Genomic DNA, 18181 nt, shown 5'->3' on the forward strand with positions numbered 1-18181 from the left:
AGGGGCTCAGGCCGCCCGGCTCAGGCTCGAAGTCACCACCGGGCCGGGCGCGCCGAGCTTCTCGCCCTTGCGGTACCCGCCGAAGATCAGCCCCAGCACCACGATGACGACGACGATCACCAGGATCCACAGCCACACGGACTTGCGCACACCGGACACGGTACCGCCGCACCCGCTTGACCGCGCGCCGGCCTGGGTAACCTTCCGGCATGGGTGCTTGGGGCAAGCGGCTGGTCGCGGCCGGGGTGGCAGTGGTGCTTTTGGCGGTGGCGGTGCTGGTCGCGTCGGCGGTGCACCTGTTACCCCAGTTGCGCAACCCGTTCGCCGAGAAGACCGAGGAGCGCTCGGGTCCGGTGCTGCTGCAGTCGATCGTCGAGCTGTCCCGCTACGAGGCGGCGAGCGGGTCGTTCCAGGTGATCGTCGACATCACGACGAGCTCGATCCTGCCGAGCTTCCTCGCGGGCAGCGACACGATGTTCGTCGGCGTCGGCACGGACAACGCGTATGTGGACTTCTCGCGGCTGAAGGGCGACGCGGTCAAGGTCTCCGACGACCGCCTGTCGGCGACGATCACGCTGGGCCACGCCCAGCTGGAACCGGCGACCCTGGACGTCAAGGAGTCCTATGTGTACGCCCAGCAGCAGGGTCTCTTCACGCGGATCAGCGACTTCCTGAACGGCAACCCGAATTCGCAGCAGGCAGTCTACGAACTGGCCCAGAAAAAGATCCAGGAGGCGGCGGGCAAGAGCACGCTGGTGGCCGACGCGGAGCGGAACACGAAGACGATGCTGGTCGGCCTGCTGCAGTCGCTCGGGTTCAAGAACATCACGGTGACCTACGCGGACAACGCGACCGGCTGACCGGTCACGCGATTTGCGACCTGCAAATTGCAGATCCGCGACAGCCGATTCCGTGCGGAAAAGGAATCGCCGGCCCGCTCACCTTGTGTGAGAAGAATCCACGGCGACCCGGCAGAATTACCGCCGCGAACCGTGTTCAAGTTGCTCCGAACAGTCGTACGGGAAGCCCTCGCGAACACATAACGTCACATGCCTTCGCAAGCGAAAGGGCCCCTTTTCCATGACGATCGAACTGGCGTTGAAAGAAGCGATGTCCATTCCCGGCGCCCTCGGCGCGACGCTCGTCGACTACGACAGCGGAATGTCGCTCGGCTCGGCGGGTGGTGGCGAGTGGCTCGACCTGGACGTCGCCGCCGCCGGCAACACCGAGGTCGTCCGCGCGAAGCTGCGGGTGATGGCTTCGCTCGGGCTCGACGACGCCATCGAGGACATCCTCATCACGCTGCACCGCCAGTACCACCTGATCCGGCCCCTGACCGCGCGCGGGAACTCGACGTTGTTCCTGTACCTGGCGCTGGACCGCGAACGCGCGAACCTCGCGCTCGCCCGGCACAGCCTCAAGCGCATCGAGTCCAGTCTCTCCGTATGAAGGCTGCCGACACCTACGGTCAGTACCCCGGCGGCCCGCTGCCGATCCGCCGGCCGTCCGCGGAGGCCGGCCCGCCGCCCGACCCGGCGGTGGCGAGCCCGCCGCCCGACCGGAGCCAGACGCTGGAGGCGCTGCGCCGGATCCGCGGCCAGGTCGACCAGGTTGCCGGGCTGCTCGTGGCCACCTACGACGGACTGGTCCTGGCCAACGACAACGACGGCATCGAGCCGGACAGCGTCGCCGCCATGTCGGCCGCGGCCGTCGGGCTCGCCACGCAGTTCGCCGCCCAGGCCAAGATCGGCGAGTCCCGGTCCGCGATGTTCGAAGGCAGCTCCGGTTACGTCTGCGTCTTCCCCGTCGAGTCGTCGCTCCTGCTCGTCGTGTTCGGCGAGCCGGACATCACGATGGGGCTGTTCACGCTGGCCGCCAAGCAAGCGCTGTCCCTGCTGCGCCAGGCCACCCCGCCGAAGGCCACGCGCCGGGCTCAGTGAGCCGCGCGGGGATCCCGGGCCGGAGCCCGGGATCCCCGCCGGGTCAGCCGGCCGACATCCGTTCCCGCAGGCTGCGGGGCCGCATGTCGGTCCACACCTCGTCCACGTGGTCCATGCACTCCTGGCGGGTCCCCCGCGTGCCGTCGGGGTGCCAGCCGGCGGGTACCTCCTTGTCCGCCGGCCAGAGGGAGTACTGGCCCTCGTCGTTGAGCAGGACCTGGTAGGTGGTGTTCTCGTCCATCAGGACTCCTCGGTGTTGACGGTTTCGGCATCGGACACAGCGGGGAAGCCGCGCAGGGTGCGGCTGAACGTGGTCAGCACGGTGACCACGGCGATCGCCCCGGCGCAGCCGAGCACGGCGGCGGCGTCGGGGAGGAGGTCGACGAGCCAGCCGCCCAGCGCCGGGCCGAGCGCCGCGGCCAGCCCGCCCGTCACGCCCATCACGCCGCCGAGGCGGCCGCGCAGCTCGTCGGGTGTGTAGAGCAGCTGGTAGGTGTTGATGGTCGTGTTCGCCGCCGGCGCCAGGAACGCCATCGCCGCGAACAGCAGGCCCATCAGGTAGCCGTCGTGCACGAACACCGCCAGCGGCGTGAGCAGCGTCAGCCCCCAGAACACGCCGATGATCAGCGGGTACGGGCCCAGCCGGCGGTGCAGGTACGGCGCGGCCAGCGCCCCCGCGATGCCGCCGGCGCCGAGCATCGCGGCCATCACGCCGATCTCGCCGGGCGGCACGCCGCGTTCGTTCGCCAGCACGATGATCACCAGGTAGTACGCCGCGAAGAACAGGTTCAGGACGATCGCGCACACCGCCGTGACGCGCACGCGCGGCTGCTGCCAGACCCAGCGCAGTCCTTCGACGATCTCGCGGCCCAGGTGCGCGGGCGGGCGGTCCGCCGCCGGTCCGGGCCGCGCGGGCAGGCGGACGAACACCAGCGACACGAACGCGACCACGTGCGCGACGACGTCGAAGACGAACGGCACGAACCGGCCCAGCGCGAACAGGAACCCGCCGAGCGCGGTGCCCGACAGCTGGCCGGCGCTGGTGCGCGCCGCGTTCAGCGCCACCGCCGACGGGACCTGCTCGGTGCTCACCAGCCGCGGCAGGCTGGCTTCCTCGGCGGGCTCGAACAACGCCCGGCACAGTCCCATCAGGACGGCGACGACGACGAGCTGCGCCACGCCGGCCACGCCCCACCACACCGCGAGCACCAGGCTCGCCGCCCCGAGCGCCTGCACCGCCTCGCAGCCGAGCATGATCCGCTTGCGCGGCCAGCGGTCCACCAGCGCACCGGCCGGCAGCCCGGCGACCAGCTGGGCGATCGCGACCGCGCCCAGCACCAGCCCGGACTGCGCGGCCGAGCCCGTGATCGCCAGCACCAGCAACGGGAACGCGATCGTCGTCGTGCTGAACCCGGCCTCGGACACGACTTGGCCGCTCCACAGCAGGCGGTAGTCCCGGTTGCGGGACAGCTTCTCCTTGGCCGGCGCGCTCACGCCTCCTCCCCGCGGCAGTCGGCGGCGATGCTCCGCAGTGCTTCGGCGAAGCCGGCGGCGACGGCCTCGACCGTCGCGCGGTCGTGCCGGTCCGGCCGGAAGAACCAGGTGAACTCCAGCCGGCCGTCCCGCACGCCGCCGACGACTTCCAGCAGGTGCGCCGGCACGTTCGCCGGGTCCTGCTCGCGGCCGATCGGCGGGTGCGACGCGCGGAAGAGCCCGTCGCCGCCGCCCGTGCCGTCGCCCTGGCCGAGGTAGTTGAACGCCAGCTGCGGGGCGTTCGCGCCCAGCTCCGGGAACCGGTAGGAGCGCAGCACGCCGTGGCCGAACCCGTTGCCCGGCACCGCCCGCAGCTGCCGCCGCACGGACTTGACCAGCGCGCGCCAGCCCGCGTCCGGGTCGATCGTCAGCCCGACCGGGAACAGCGTGGTGAACCAGCCGACCGTCCGGGACAGGTCCACGCCGTCGAAGACCTCCTCGCGCCCGTGCCCTTCCAGGTCGATCGCGACCGCGTCGTGCCCGGTCCAGCGGCCGACCGCCCAGGCGAGCGCGCTGAGCAGCACGTCGTTGATCCGCGTCCGGTACGCGCCGGGCGCCAGGTGCAGCAGGGCGTCGGTGTCGCGCTCGCCGACCTCGACCGGTACCGACTCGACCGCGGCCGTCCCGTCACCGGTGTGGTCGAGCGGAAGCGCGCGGCCGGGCAGTTCCCGCGCCCAGAACTCGCGCTGGTCGTCCAGGCCGCCGCCTTCGGCGAACTCCCGCAGCCGCCGGGCCCAGTCGCGGAAGGACGTCGTCTTCGGGCCGAGGTCCGCCTTCTCCCCCGCCTGGATCTGCCCGTAGGCCCGCTCGAGGTCCTCCACGAGGATGCTCCACGACACCGCGTCGACGACCAGGTGGTGCGCCGCCAGGAAGAGCCGGTCCGGCTCGAACAGCACCGCCCGCAGTTGCGGCGGCCGGGCGAGGTCGAAGCTCGCGTGCACCTCGTCGGCGACGGCCTCGGGGTCCGAAGTGGACAGTATCCGCAGCGGGACGGCCGCTTCCGGCGCGTCATTGTGCTGCCGCCACTGCCCGCCGTCCCGGGTGAACCGCAGGCGCAGGGCGTCGTGGTGGGCGACGACCGCGTCGAGCGCCTGCTGCAGCGCCTCTTCGTTCGGGGGCCCGGCCAGTTCGAGCAGCACGGATTGGGTGAAGTGGGCCGGGTTCGCCGGCTCGGCGTCGAGGAACCACCGCTGGATCGGCGTGAGCGGCACCTCGCCGACCACGGCTTCGTGCTGTGCCCGGTCTTCGCCGGCCGCGGTGACCACGGTCGCCAGCGACGCCACGGTCTGGTGGGCGAACAGGTCCTTCGAGCGCATCCGCAGTCCCGCCAGCCGGGCGCGGTGCACGACCTGGATGCTGAGGATCGAATCCCCGCCCAGCTCGAAGAAGTTGTCGCGCGCACCGACGCGTTCGCGGCCCAGCACCTCGGCCCAGACGGCGGCCAGCGCCGTCTCGACCGGCCCGGCCGGCTCGACGTACCGGTGTTCTTCGGCGTCGGCGTCCGGCAGCGCGGCCCGGTCCAGTTTTCCGTTGCGGGTCACCGGAAGGGCGTCCAGCGCGACGATCGCCGACGGCACCATGTAGTCGGGCAGCGACCGGCCGAGGAACTCGCGCAGGTCCGGTTCGGCGTCCGGTACGACGTAGGCGATCAGCCGCCCGTCCCGGGCGAGCACGGCCGCGTCGGTGACGGCGGGGTGCGCCCGCAGCGCGGCCTCGATCTCGCCGGGTTCGACGCGGTGGCCGCGGATCTTGACCTGCTCGTCGGCCCGGCCGTGGTACACGAGCTCGCCGTCCGGTCGCCGGGTCACCCGGTCGCCGGAGCGGTACATCCGCTCCCCCGGCGGCCCGAACGGGCAGGCGACGAACCGCGACGCCGTCAGCCCGGGCCGGTCGAGGTAGCCGCGGGCGAGCCCGTCGCCGGCGATGTACAGCTCGCCGGGGATGCCCGGCGGCACCGGGTTCAGCCCGGCGTCGAGCACGTAGAGCCGGGTGTTGCGGATCGGGTGCCCGATCGGGACCGGCCCGGCGGGGACCGCGTCCCCGGGTTCGACGCGGTACTCCATGCAGCCGACCGTCGTCTCGGTCGGCCCGTACTCGTTGACCACGGTCGCGCCCGGGTGCGCCCGGCGCCACCGGTCCAGCACGTCGCCGAGCAGCTGCTCGCCGCCGACGACGAGGTCCCGCGGGTCGCCCGCCAGGACGGGCAGGTGACTGGGCGTCGCCTTGAGGAACGTGCACGGCACCGGCTCGGCCTCCAGGACGTCGGCGACCCGGATGTGGCCACCGGCCAGGAGCGGGCCGAACAACGTCGTGACGGTGAGGTCGAACGACACCGAGGAGTGCAGCACACCGGCGCCGCCCAGGCCCGGGTAGGCGTCGACGGCCCAGCGCAGGTAGTTCGCCACCGCGCGGTGGCTCACGACCACGCCCTTGGGCCGGCCGGTCGAGCCGGAGGTGTAGACGACGTACGCCGGGTGCTCCGGGTCGATGGCCGCTTCCGGTGCGTGGTCCGGGAAACCGGGCGCGTCGACGTCGTCGAGCACGCAGACGGGGCGGGCGTCTTCGAGCAGGTAGGCGATCCGGTCGGCCGGGTAGCCGGGGTCGATCGGGACGTAGGCCGCCCCGGTCTTGAGCACCGCCAGCACCGCGACCAGCAGGTCCGCCGACCGCGGCAGCAGCACCCCGACCCGCGTCTCCGGGCCGGCTCCGGCGGCGATCAGCCGGTGCGCGAGCCGGTTCGCGCGCACGTCCAGTTCGCGGTGGCTGAGCGAGACCCGGTCGTCGGACACGGCGACGGCGTCGGAGTCGTGACGCAGCAGCGCGGGCAGGGTGACGTCCGGCCGCGGCTCCCGCGGGGCCGCGGCCAGCACGGCTTCGCGTTCGCCGGGCAGGAACAGCGAGAGGTCGCCGACGGGCCGGTCCGGGTCCGCCGCGGCTTCGGTCAGCAGGACCCGCAGCCGCGCGGCCACCCGCTCGATCGTGGCCGCGTCGAACAGGCCGGTGCTGTAGTTGATCGCACCGCGCAGCGCGCCCCCGTGTTCCTCGAACTGCACGAGCAGGTCGAAGGTCGCGGTCGTCATCGGCAGCGCGAGCTCCTCGGCGGCGAGGGTGCCGCCGTCCGGCTCGTCGCCGGTGTTCTGCAGCGCCACCATCACCTGGAACAGCGGGGTCCGGCTCGAGTCGCGGACCGGCTGCACCGCGTCCACCACGCGCTCGAACGGGACGTCCTGGTGGGCGAAGGCGTCCAGCACGGTGGCCCGCACCTCACCGAGGAACTCGCGGAACGGCCGTTTCGCGTCCACAGTGGACCGCAAGACGAGGGTGTTGACGAAGAACCCGACGAGGCGCTCCAGTTCGGGCCGCTCCCGGCCGGCGGTGACCGTGCCGACCGCGACGTCCTCCTGGCCCGCCCACCGGGCGAGCAGCACCTGGCAGGCGGCGACCAGCGTCATGAACAGCGTGCCGTCGCCCTCGCCCGCCAGCTCCTTGAGCCGCGCGGTGACCTCGGCGGGCACGGTGAACTCGACCCAGTCGCCCTCGGTGGTGCGCACGGGCGGGCGCGGGCGGTCGGTCGGCAGCTCGAGCGGCGCCACGCCGTCGAGGCGCTCGCGCCAGTGGCCGAGCTGCTCGGCGAGCACCGGGCCGTCGAGGGATTCCCGTTGCCACACGGCGAAATCGGCGTACTGCACGGGCAGTCCGGGCAGGTCCGGTTCGCCGCCCCGGGTGAACGCGGTGTAGCAGGCGTCCAGCTCGGAAGTCAGCACGCCGGAGGACCAGCCGTCGGTGACGATGTGGTGCAGCGCCAGGAGCAGGACGTGCTCGCCGGCCGCCCGGCGGAACAGGCGGGCCCGCAGCAGCGGCCCGGTGCGCAGGTCGAACGGCTTCCGCAGCTCGCTTTCGAGGGCCTCTTCGCTGAAGTTCCCGACCGGCAGCTCGACGTCGTACGGCTCGTGGACGAGCTGGACGCCGTGGCCGTCGACGGTCGCGAACGTCGTCCGCAACGACTCGTGCCGGGCGACGACGGCGGTCAGTGCCCGGCGCAGCGCGGTCACGTCGAGGTCGCCGCGCAGCAGCAGCGCCGTCGGCGACACGTACTCGGTGCTGCCCGGTTCGAACTCGTCGAGGAACCAGAGCCGTTGCTGGGCGAAGGAAAGCGGCAGGGCGCCGTCTCGCGGCACGGCCGGGATCGGCCGGGCGGTGGCCCGCGCGGCGGGCAGCGCGACGGGCAGCGCGGCGGCGAACCGTTCGAGCGTGGGCGCGGTGAACAAGGCGCGCGGCGAGACCTCCATGCCGAACTCCGCGCGGACGCGGGAGGTGATCCGCATGCTGCTGATCGAGTCGCCGCCGAGCTCGAAGAAGCTGTCGGTGCGCCCGACGCGCCCGACGCGCAGCACGTCGGCCCAGATCGCGGCGAGCCGGAGTTCGGCGGGCGTTTCGGGGGCGACGTACTCGGCTTCGGCGTCCCGGTCGGGTGCGGGCAGCGCGGTCCGGTCGATCTTCCCGTTGCGGTTCAACGGGATCGCGGTCAGGGCCACGAACGCCGACGGCACGAGGTGCTCCGGCAGGCGGCCGCGCAGCCAGGTCCGCAGGTCGCGGGTTTCGCCGACGACGTAGGCGACGAGCCGGCCGTCGCGGGCCACGACCGTCGTGTCGGTGACCGCCGGGTGCTGCCGCAGCGCCGCCTCGATCTCGCCCGGTTCGACGCGGAAGCCGCGGATCTTGACCTGGTCGTCGACGCGGCCGAGGTAGTCCAGCCGCCCGTCGGTGCCCCGGCGCACGCGGTCGCCGGTCCGGTACATCCGGGATCCCGGCGGTCCGAAGGGGTCGGCGACGAACCGCTCGGCGGTCAGGCCCGGCCGGTTCAGGTAGCCGCGGGCCAGCTGGGGACCGGCGAGGAACAGCTCCCCCGCCACGCCGGCGGGGACCGGGTGGCCCGCCGCGTCCAGCACGTGGGCCGAGAGGTTGGCCAGGGGCCGCCCGATCGACGGCCGGTCGCCGGTGACGGGGGCGTGCGTCGCGTCGACGGTCACCTCGGTCGGGCCGTAGTAGTTGTGGGCGGTGACACCGGAACCGGCCAGCTCCCGCCAGAGCGCCTCGCCGGTCGCCTCGCCGCCGACGAGCACGGTGGCGGGCCGGTGGTCTCCTTGCAGGAGCCCCGCGGCCAGGAGCTGGTGCAGGTAGGTCGGGGTGAGGTCGAGCAGGTCGATCCGGTGGTCGCGGACGTACCGGACGGCGGCGTGCGGGTCGAGCCGGGTGTCGTCGTCCATGACGTGCAGCTCGTGGCCCTCGACCAGGGCGAGCAGGGGTTCCCAGGAGGTGTCGAAGGAGAACGACGCGGTGAGCGCGGCCCGGGTCCGGGGCCCGCCGAGGAAGACGCCGCGGTGGTTCGCGAGCAGGTTCATCAGCCCGCGGTGCTCGACGAGCACGCCTTTCGGCCGGCCGGTGGAGCCGGAGGTGTAGAGGACGTAGGCGGTGTTCGCGGGCCCGGGCCGGGTCGCGGCGACCGCGTCCGATGCGGGCGGCGGCTCCGCTCCGTCCAGCACCACCACCGGGCGCGCGTCCTCGAGCAGCATCCGCACCCGGTCGTCCGGCAGCCCGGGATCGACCGGCAGGTACGCCGCCCCCGCCTTGAACGCCGCCAGGATCGCGATGACCGCCTCCGCCGAGCGCGGCAGCCGGATCGCCACCACCCGCTCGGGTCCGGCCCCCGCGGCCGTCAACCGGCGGGCCAGCTCGGCGGCCCGTGCGTCGAGTTCGGCGAAGCTCAGCCGCGTGTCGCGGAAGACGAGCGCGGTCTCGTGCGGGCTCCGCGCGACCGTCGCCTCGAAAGCGTCCAAGACCGTGCCCGCCGGGACGTCGAGCGCGGCACCCACCCCGGCTTCGATCAGCTCCGGCCGCTCTTCTGGCGCCGACAGGGACAGCTCCCCCACCCGGCGGTCCGGACCGGCGGCCATGGACCGCACGAGGTGGGCGAGCTGCCCGGCCAGCCGCCGGACCGTCGGCTCGTCGAACAGCCGCGGGTCGTAGGACAGCTCGAGGCCGAGCCGGTCGTGCAGGAAGGCGGTCAGGTTCAGCGGGTAGCTGGTGGTGTCGAGCGAGCTGACGTCCAGCACCCGCACGCCGTCCGCTCCGCTCTCTTCGATCGGGTAGTTCTCGAAGACCACCACGCTGTCGAACAGCGCCGTGCCCGCCGGGACCGCGGTGAACGCCTGCAGCCGCGAGAGCGCGAGGAAGTCGTAGCGCCGGGCTTCGGCCTGCCGGGCCTGGATCGCGCGCAGCCATCCGGCGATCGACAGTCCGTTGTGGATTTCCACGCGGGTCGGCATGGTGTTGATGAACATGCCGATCATGGCCTCGACCCCGGGCAGCTCGGCCGGCCGCCCGGAGACCGTAATGCCGAACAGGACGTCGGATTCGCCGCTGTGGCGGGCCAGCAGCAGCGCCCACGCGCCCTGGACGACCGAGTTCACGGTCAGCGCGGCCGCCTTCGCCACTTCCCGCAACCGGGCCGACTCCGAAGCGGACAGCTCGACGCGGACCTCGGCGGCCGACTCGGCGCGGTGGGCCTCCTGGGGACGGCGGTCGTACGGCAACGGCGTGGGGGCCGCGAAGCCGCCGAGCGCCGTCTGCCAGTGCCGTTCGGCTTCGGCGTGGTCCTGCGCCGCCAGCCAGGCGAGGTAGTCGCGGAACGGCCGGCGCGGGGCCAGTTCGGCGGTCCGGCCGCCGGCGATCGCCGCGTACTGCTCGGCCACCTCGCCGAAGACCTGGGCCGTGCTCCAGCCGTCGAGCAGGACGTGGTGCGACGTCCAGACCAGCTGGACCTCGTCGTCGGCGACGCGGGCGATTTCCAGGCGCATCAACGGCGGCGCCGTCAGGTCCATGCCGGCGACCTGGTCGGCTCGGAGCAGCTCTTCGAGCGCGGTCTCCTGGCCGGCCGGGGTGCGGTCGCGCCAGTCGTGCTGCCCGACCGGGACGCGGACGTGCCGGTGGACGCGCTGGAGCGGCTCGTCGACGCCGTCCCAGACCATGCTGCTGCGCAGGATCGGCGTCCGGTCCACCACGCGTTGCCACGCTTCGGCGAGCGCGCGCGGGTCGCGGACGCCGGCCAGCCGCAGGCGGAACTGGTCGAAGTACGCGCTCGAATCGCGGTCGACCAGGCTGTGGAACACCATCCCGGCCTGCAGCGGCGTGAGCGGATAGAGGTCCTCGACGTCGCGGCCGTCGCCGGCCAGCCGGTCGACGGTGCCCTGGTCGAGCCGGGCCAGCGGGAAGTCGGACGGAGTGCGGCCACCGGCGCCGGCGCAGTGGTCCACCACCTCGGCCAGGGCTTCGACCAGCTGCGAAGCAAGTGCGCGGACGGTGGTCTCGTCGTGCACTTCGGCGGAGTACTCCCAGGTGAAGTGCAGCTCGCCGGCTTCGACGACGCCGACGACGTCGAGCAGGTACGGCCGGGGGCCGTCGGGGTCGCTGTCGTGCCCGAGGGGCTCGCCGCGGCCGGAGTACCAGCCGTCGCCGTCGACGTCCCAGCGGCCGTGGTAGTTGAAGGAGATCTTCGGGGCGGGGTCGTCGCGCAGCGCGGCACCGGGCGCGTCCGGCGGGCTCAGGTACCGCAGGGCTTCGTAGCCGGCACCCTTGTCCGGCACGGCGCGCAGCTGCTCCTTGACCGCCTTGAGGACGTCACCCCAGTCCCCGTCGGGCACCGTGAGGACCAGCGGGTACTGGGCGGTGAACCAGCCGATCGTCCGGGACAGGTCCAGCGGCGCCGCGATTTCCTCGCGGCCGTGGCCTTCCACCGCGACGACGACGCGGGACCGGCCCGTCCAGCGGGCGAGCACCCGGCCGAGGGCGCTGAGCAGCACGTCGTTGACCTCGGTGCGGTACGCCGCCGGCACGTCGCGCAGGAGCGCGGCGGTCTCGGCCCGGCCAAGTGACACCGAGACCGCGCGCGCCGACTTCGCGCGGTTGCGGCCGGGGTGGTCGACCGGGAGGTCCGTCCGCGCACCGCGGAGGGCAGTTTCCCAATACGCGGTGTGCTTGTCGAGGCGTCCCATTTTCACGTGCTCGGTCAGCGACCGGGCCCAGTGGGTGAACGAGCTGCCCACCGGTTCCAGCGCTTCGCCGTGGTAGGCGCGGTCGAGGTCACCGAGCAGGACGCGCCAGGAGACACCGTCCATGACGAGGTGGTGGGCGGTCAGGAACAGCTGGGGCGCGCGGTCGGCGAAGGTGAAGAGCACCACCCGCCAGACCGGGCCGTTCGCGATGTCCAAGGACGTCTGCGCGCGGATGGCTTCGGCGTGCATCGCGGCGACGACATCATCCACTTCGGACAGTTCGACGTGCCGGAGGACGTCGGCGGTCTCCGCGGCGGCGGGTTCCTGCCGCCACTCGCCGTCCGCCCGGGAGAACCGCATGCGCAGGGCGTCATGGCGTTCGGTCACCGCGGCGACCGCGCGAACGAGCCGCACTCTGTCCACAGCGGACAGGACGACGTGGACGGACATGGTCAGCCGCCACGGCTGGTCGAGGTGCTCGAACAGCCACGACTGGATCGGGCCCAGCGGCGCGGGGCCGGTTTCTTCGACGACCACGGGGGCCGCATTCGGCGTGGCGACCCTGGCCAGCTCGGCGACGGTCTGGTGCTGGAACAGGTCCTTCGACGAGATCCCCAGCCCGGCCTGCCGGGCGCGGGCGACGACCTGGATGCTGAGGATCGAGTCGCCGCCGAGACCGAAGAAGTTGTCCTCGACGCCGACCCGCTCGACGCCCAGTACCGCCGACCAGATGTCGGCCAGCACGGTCTCTTCGGGCGTACGCGGCCCCACATAACGGGTTTCGGTGCGGGCGCCGGGTTCGGGCAGCGCCTTGTGGTCGAGTTTGCCGTTGGCGTTGAGCGGCAGTTCGGCCAGGCCGACGAACACCGCGGGCACCATGTGCGCGGGCAGCGAGCGGCCGAGGAACTCGCGCAGCGCGGTGGTTCCGGGCACGGTCCCGGTCAGGTAGGCGACGAGCCGGCGGGTGTCGCCGGTGCCGTGGGCGACGACGGCGGCTCCGGTCACGTCGGGGTGCGCGGTCAGGGCGGCCTCGACCTCACCCAGCTCGATGCGGAAGCCGCGGATCTTGACCTGGTGGTCGGCGCGGCCCCGGTAGGCCAGTTCGCCGCCGGCGGTCCAGCACAGCAGGTCGCCGGTGCGGTACATCCGGGTTCCCGGCGCGCCGAACGGGTCCGCGACGAACCTCGACGCGGTCAGCCCGGGCCGGTCGAGGTAACCGCGGGCGAGCCCGGCGCCCGCCACGTACAGCTCGCCGGTGACGCCGGGCGGGACCGGCGCGAGGTCCGCGTCCAGGACGTAGGCGCGCAGGTCCGGGATCGGCACGCCGACCGTGGCGCGGTCGTCGTCGAGGACGCGGTAGGTGACGTGCACGGTGGTCTCGGTGATGCCGTACATGTCGACCAGCCGCGGGCCGTCCGGGTGCCGGCGGCGCCAGTCCGCCAGCCGCACCGGATCCAGTGCCTCGCCGCCGAAGATCACGTACCGCAGGCTCAGCGGCGGCGACGGCAGGGTGCCGAGCCGGTAGAACGCCGACGGCGTCTGGTTCAGCACGGTCACGCGCTGCTCGGCCAGCAGCGTCAGGAAGTCCTCGGGCGCGCGGACGACATCGGCCGGGACGACGACGAGCCGCCCGCCGTGCAGCAGCGCGCCCCACAGCTCCCACACCGAGAAGTCGAAGGCGTAGGAGTGGAAGAGCGTCCAGACGTCCTCCTCGTCGAAGCCGAACCAGTGCGCGGTCGAGGAGAACAGCCGGGTGACGTTCGCGTGCGGGACCAGCACGCCCTTCGGCACGCCGGTCGAGCCGGAGGTGTAGATGACGTACGCGGTGTTGTGCGGATCGACGCGCGCCCGCGGGTCGGTGTCCGGCCGGTCGTCCGCGGTGACGTCGTCGACGATGCAGACCGGCCGGGCGTCGGCGAGCATCGCCTCGACGCGCGCGGCCGGGTAGTCCGGGTCGATCGGCAGGTACCCGGCGCCGGACTTGAGCACGCCGAGGATTCCGACGACGAGATCGGCCGAGCGCGGCAGCCGCAGCGCGACCAGGCGCTCCGGTCCGGCGCCCGCGGCGATCAGCCGGTGGGCCAGCCGGTTCGCCCGCCGGTCCAGTTCGCGGTAGGTCAGCTCGGTGCCCTCGTGCGTCACGGCGACGGCGTCCGGCGTGCGCGCGGCCTGCGCCGCGAACAGCTCGGGCAGCGTCGGCCGCGACTCCGGCTCGCCGGCCGGGTTCCAGTCGCGCAGCACCAGTTCGCGCTCGGCGCCGGTCATCCACGGCAACGCGCCGAGGGCCTGCGACGGCGTGGCCGCGACGGCGTCCAGGAGCGTGTGCAGCCAGCCGGTGAACCGCTCGATCGTGGCCCGGTCGAACAGATCGGTGTTGTAGTTGACGACCGCGTCGAGCCGCCCGGCCGTTTCCTGGAAGTGGACCATCAGGTCGAAGCCGGCGGTGACGATCGGCGGGACCAGCTCTTCGACGTCGAGGCCGGGCAGGGCGGGCCGGGCGTCCGGGGTGTTGTGCAGCACGACCAGCACCTGGCACAGCGGCGTGCGGCTGGTGTCGCGCTCGGGCTGCAGGTCGTCGACGACGCGGTCGAACGGGACGTCCTGGTGGGCGAAGGCGTCCAGCACGGTGTCGCGCACGTCGCCGAGGAACGCGTCGAACCCGCGGCCGAGGTCCACAGTGGACCGCAGGACGAGGGTGTTGACGAAGAAGCCGATGAGCCCTTCCAGCTCGGTGCGCTCGCGGCCGGTGACGACGGTGCCGACGGCGACGTCGTCCTGCCCCGACCAGCGGGCGAACAGCAACTGGCAGGCGGCGAGCAGCGTCATGAACAGCGTGCCGCCGTGGTGGCGGGACAGTTCCTTGAGCCGGGCGGTCGTCCCGGCCGGGACGCTGAACTCGTGCAGGGCGCCGTTCTTGGTGCGGACGGCCGGGCGCGGCCGGTCGGTGGGCAGGTCCAGCACCGGGACGCCGTCGAGGCGGTGCCGCCAGTAGCCGAGCTGGTCGTCGAAGTCCGTGCGGTCCCGTTGCCAGACCGCGTAGTCGGCGTACTGCAGGGGCAACGGCGGCAGCGCCGGGTCTTCGCCGCGGGTGAACGCGGTGTAGAGCGCGGCGAGTTCGCTCAGGAGCACGCCCGAGGACCAGCCGTCGGTGACGATGTGGTGCAGCACCAGCGCGAGCACGTGGTCGCCGGGGGCGAGCCGCGTCAACGCCGTGCGCAGCAGCGGGCCGGTGCGCAGGTCGACCGGGCCGGTGGCGGTGTCCAGCGCGGTGGCGAGGTCGCCGCCGGTCACCGGGACGTCGACCGCGTACGGCGGGTGGATGATCTGGACGCCGCGGCCGTCGACGGTCGCGAACGTCGTGCGCAGCGACTCGTGCCGGGCGACCAGCGCGGTGAGCGCCTGGTTCAGCGCCGCGGTGTCCAGCTCGCCGCGCAGCCGCAGGACCGTCGGTGAGACGTACTCGGTGCTGCCCGGCTCGAACTCGTCGAGGAACCACAGCCGTTGCTGGGCGAAGGAAAGCGGTGCTTCGAGCGGCCCGCCGTCGCGCGGCAGGAGTGGGATCGCCGCCCGCGGCGCGGCCGCGTCGGGCAGCTGCGCGGCCAGCCGCGCCGGGGTCGGTGCGGTGAAGACGAGCCGGGCGGGGACGTCGGCGCCGAGTTCGTCCCTCAGCCGGGAGACGACCCGGATGCCGAGCAGCGAGTCGCCGCCGAGGTCGAAGAAGTCGTCGTCGACGCCGACGCGCTCGACGCCGAGCACGTCGGCCCAGACCCGGGTCACCAGCCGCTCGCGGTCGTCCCGCGGGGCGACGTACTCCGTGGCCGCGGCCAGGTCCGGTGCCGGCAGGGCCCGGCGGTCCAGCTTCCCGTGGCGGGTCAGCGGCAGCCGATCCAAACGCACGAAGGCCGACGGCACGAGGTGGGCCGGCAGCGTCCGCGACAGCTCGGCCTTCAAGCCGGCGAACTCCGCGTCGCCGACGACGTAGGCGACGAGGCGGCCGCCGCGCACGTCCACCGCGGCGTCGGTCACGTGCGGCCGCAGCGCCGCCTCGACCTCGCCCGGCTCGATCCGGAACCCGCGCACCTTGACCTGGTCGTCGATGCGGCCCAGGTGTTCCAGCCGCCCGTCGATCCAGCGGACGCGGTCACCGGTGCGGTACAGCCGCGTTCCCGGTTCCCCGAAGGGGTTCGCCACGAAGCGGTCGGCGGTCAGGCCCGGCCGGCCGAGGTAGCCGCGGGCGAGCTGCGCCCCGGCGAGGCAGAGTTCGCCGGGCACGCCGGGCGGGACGAGCCGCAGGTGCTCGTCGAGGACGTACGCGCCGACGTTGCCGAGCGGGCGGCCGATCAACGGCCGGTCCCCCGTCATCGGCGCGCAGGTGGCGTCCACAGTGGACTCGGTGGGCCCGTAGTAGTCGTACGCGGCGGTGTCCGAGGCGGCCAGCTCCTGCCACAGGTCGAGGTCCACGGCCTCCCCGCCGACCATGAGGAACCGCGGACGGTGCGCGCCGGTCAGGAGCCCCGCGGGCAGCAGCTGCCGCAGGTAGGACGGGGTGACGTCGAGGAAGTCGACGCACGCGTCGCGGACGTACCGGGTGAGCGCGGCCGGGTCGAGGCGGGTCTCGTCGGTGATCAGGTGCAGTTCGTGGCCGTCGGCCAGCAGCAGCGGGCCTTCCCAGGAGGTGTCGAACGACAGCGTCGCGGTGAGCGCCACCCGCATCGGCTCGCGCCCGAACACCCTCCGGTGGTTGGCGAGGAGGTTGACCAGGGCCGCGTGCTCGACGACGACCCCCTTGGGCGTGCCGGTCGAGCCGGAGGTGTGGATGACGTACGCGGCATCGGCGGGATGGGGCCCGGCCGGTCTCGGCCCGCCGGTGGGCACCACGCTGCCGTCCAGCACGACCACCGGCCGCGTGTCGTCCAGCAGGACGCGGATGCGTTCTTCCGGCTGCCCGGGGTCGATGGACAGGTGCACGGCACCGGCTTTGAGCACGGCGAACAGCGCGACGATCGCTTCGGCCGAGCGCGGCAGCAGCACGGCGACCACGCGGTCCGGCCCGGCGCCCCTCGCCGCGAGGTCCGCGGCGAGCGCGTCGGTGCGGGCGGCGAGTTCGGCGAAGGTGAGCCGGACGTCGCCGCAGACCAGCGCGGTCGCGTCCGGCCGGGTCCGCGCCTGGTGGTCGAGGAGGTCGACGACGGTCGTCCGAGGGACGTCGAGCGCGCTGCTCCCCCACTCCAGCAACGTGGCTTCTTCGGCCTCGGTCGTCAGCGGCAGGTCGGCGATCCGGCGCGCCGGGTCCGCGGCGATCCCGCCGAGGAGCCGCAGCAGGTGCGTGAGCAGGCGGTCGATGGTCGCGGCTTCGAACAGCTCGGTGCTGTACTCGACGAGCCCGGCCAGCCGTCCGCCGGACTCCTCGAACTCGATCGAGAGGTCGAAGTTCGCCGAGTCCCGCGCCACCTCGGCCGGTTCGGCGGTGAGGCCGGGGAAGGAAAGCGCACCGCCGGCGCTGTGCAGCAGCACCATGACGTCGAACAGCGGGTGGCGGCCCGGGTCCCGGCCGGCGTGCACGGCGTCGACGAGTTCCTCGAAGGGGACGTCGTCGTGGGCGAAGGCGTCCAGGACCGTCTGGCGGGCGGTGCTCAAGTGGTCGGCGAACGGTACTGCGGTGTCCACTGTGGAGCGAAGGACGACGGTGTTGGCGAAGAACCCGACGACCCGCTCCAGTTCCGGCCGGTCACGGCCCTGCACGACGGTGCCGAGCGCGATGTCGTCCTGCCCGGTGTAGCGCGCGAAGAGCGCCTGGCAAGCGGCGACGAGCACCGTGAACACCGTGGTTTCGGCCGTGCGGGCCAGCTCGGCCAGCCGCCGGGCGACGGCGTCGGGCACGGTGAACTCGCGGACCGCGCCCGCCGTCCCCCGGGTGGCGGGGCGCGGGTGGTCGGCCGGCAGGTCCAGCGGCGTGATCCCGGCCAGCCGCTCTTTCCAGTGCTCGAGCCCGGCCGGGCGGGTCGGGCGGTCGTGCTGCCACAGCGCGAAGTCCGCGTACTGCAGGGGTTGCGGCGGCAACTCGGCGGCCGAGCCGTCGCGGTAGAGCAGCCCGAGTTCCTCGGTGAGCACGCCCATCGAAGCGCCGTCGGTGGCGATGTGGTGCACGCACACGAGCAGCACGTGCTCGGCCGGGCCGACCCGGGCCAGCACCGCGCGCAGCAGCGGGCCGCGTTCGAGGTCGAACGGCCGCACGTACTCCTCGCGCAGCACGGCGTCGAGGTCGGCCTGCGCGACGTCGACGACGGGCAGCGGCACCTCGTACGGCGGCTGCACCACCTGCACGCCTTCGCCGTCGACCTCGGTGAACGTGGTGCGCAGCGGCTCGTGCCGGGCGACGAGCAGCCGCAGCGCGGTGCCCAGGGCGGCGACGTCGAGTTCGCCGGTGAGGCGCAGGGCGAACGCGCTGTTGTACTCGGGGTCGCCGGGCCGCAGGCGGCTGAGGAACCAGAGCCGGCGCTGGGCGGACGACAGCGGGATCGGACGGGAGCGGTCGGCGGCGGCCGGGATCTCCGGCGTGCGCGCGCCCGCTCCCGCCATCCGCCGGCGCAGCGCTTCCTGCAGGTGGGCGGGCAGCGCCGCGATGCGGTCCTGTCGGGACGTGGTCATGGAGCAGTC

7 protein-coding genes are annotated in these 18181 nt (G+C 73.3%); 3 read left to right on the plus strand and 4 right to left on the minus strand.

The window, feature by feature from the left end:
- Positions 1-6 precede the first annotated feature (6 nt).
- A complete protein-coding gene (locus tag ACWEVP_RS40405; RefSeq protein WP_452067864.1) occupies positions 7-150 on the minus strand; it encodes a hypothetical protein in 144 nt (47 codons plus the stop codon).
- 59 nt (positions 151-209) lie between these two features.
- On the opposite strand from ACWEVP_RS40405, the gene ACWEVP_RS40410 reads away from it, so the two are divergent.
- The 3 genes from ACWEVP_RS40410 to ACWEVP_RS40420 all read left to right on the plus strand — a co-directional run bounded on the left by ACWEVP_RS40410 (position 210) and on the right by ACWEVP_RS40420 (position 1940).
- Positions 210-860, plus strand: coding sequence for a DUF4230 domain-containing protein (locus ACWEVP_RS40410; RefSeq protein WP_452067865.1), 651 nt, complete (start codon positions 210-212; stop codon positions 858-860).
- A 220-nt stretch (positions 861-1080) separates the two neighbouring features.
- Positions 1081-1449 carry a hypothetical protein gene (locus ACWEVP_RS40415; protein ID WP_452067866.1) on the plus strand — a complete coding sequence of 123 codons (369 nt, stop codon included), beginning with the start codon at positions 1081-1083 and terminating at the stop codon, positions 1447-1449.
- Positions 1446-1940, plus strand: coding sequence for a roadblock/LC7 domain-containing protein (locus tag ACWEVP_RS40420; RefSeq protein WP_452067867.1), 495 nt, complete (start codon positions 1446-1448; stop codon positions 1938-1940). The genes ACWEVP_RS40415 and ACWEVP_RS40420 overlap by 4 nt, the downstream gene beginning before the upstream one ends.
- A 43-nt stretch (positions 1941-1983) precedes the next feature.
- Here ACWEVP_RS40420 and ACWEVP_RS40425 read toward each other — a convergent pair whose 3' ends face one another.
- The 3 genes from ACWEVP_RS40425 to ACWEVP_RS40435 are packed head-to-tail and all read right to left on the minus strand — an operon-like array spanning position 1984 to position 18172.
- Positions 1984-2181 carry an MbtH family protein gene (locus ACWEVP_RS40425; protein ID WP_452067868.1) on the minus strand — a complete coding sequence of 66 codons (198 nt, stop codon included), beginning with the start codon at positions 2179-2181 and terminating at the stop codon, positions 1984-1986.
- Positions 2181-3434, minus strand: a complete 1254-nt coding sequence (locus tag ACWEVP_RS40430) for an MFS transporter (RefSeq protein ID WP_452067869.1) — start codon at positions 3432-3434, stop codon at positions 2181-2183. The genes ACWEVP_RS40425 and ACWEVP_RS40430 overlap by 1 nt, the downstream gene beginning before the upstream one ends.
- The gene (locus ACWEVP_RS40435; protein WP_452067870.1) at positions 3431-18172 is read right to left on the minus strand and encodes a non-ribosomal peptide synthase/polyketide synthase; all 14742 of its coding nucleotides are present in this window, start codon (positions 18170-18172) and stop codon (positions 3431-3433) included. The genes ACWEVP_RS40430 and ACWEVP_RS40435 overlap by 4 nt, the downstream gene beginning before the upstream one ends.
- Between the last annotated feature and the right edge of the window lie 9 nt (positions 18173-18181).

The organism is Amycolatopsis sp. NPDC003865, from assembly GCF_053605345.1.

What these genes read in the sequence shown, in the direction of transcription:
- ACWEVP_RS40410 (WP_452067865.1), top strand. Translation starts at nt 210, where the DNA reads ATGGGTGCTTGGGGCAAGCGGCTGGTCGCGGCCGGGGTGGCAGTGGTG.
- ACWEVP_RS40415 (WP_452067866.1), top strand. Translation starts at nt 1,081, where the DNA reads ATGACGATCGAACTGGCGTTGAAAGAAGCGATGTCCATTCCCGGCGCC.
- ACWEVP_RS40420 (WP_452067867.1), top strand. Translation starts at nt 1,446, where the DNA reads ATGAAGGCTGCCGACACCTACGGTCAGTACCCCGGCGGCCCGCTGCCG.
- ACWEVP_RS40425 (WP_452067868.1), bottom strand. Translation starts at nt 2,181, where the DNA reads ATGGACGAGAACACCACCTACCAGGTCCTGCTCAACGACGAGGGCCAG.
- ACWEVP_RS40435 (WP_452067870.1), bottom strand. Translation starts at nt 18,172, where the DNA reads ATGACCACGTCCCGACAGGACCGCATCGCGGCGCTGCCCGCCCACCTG.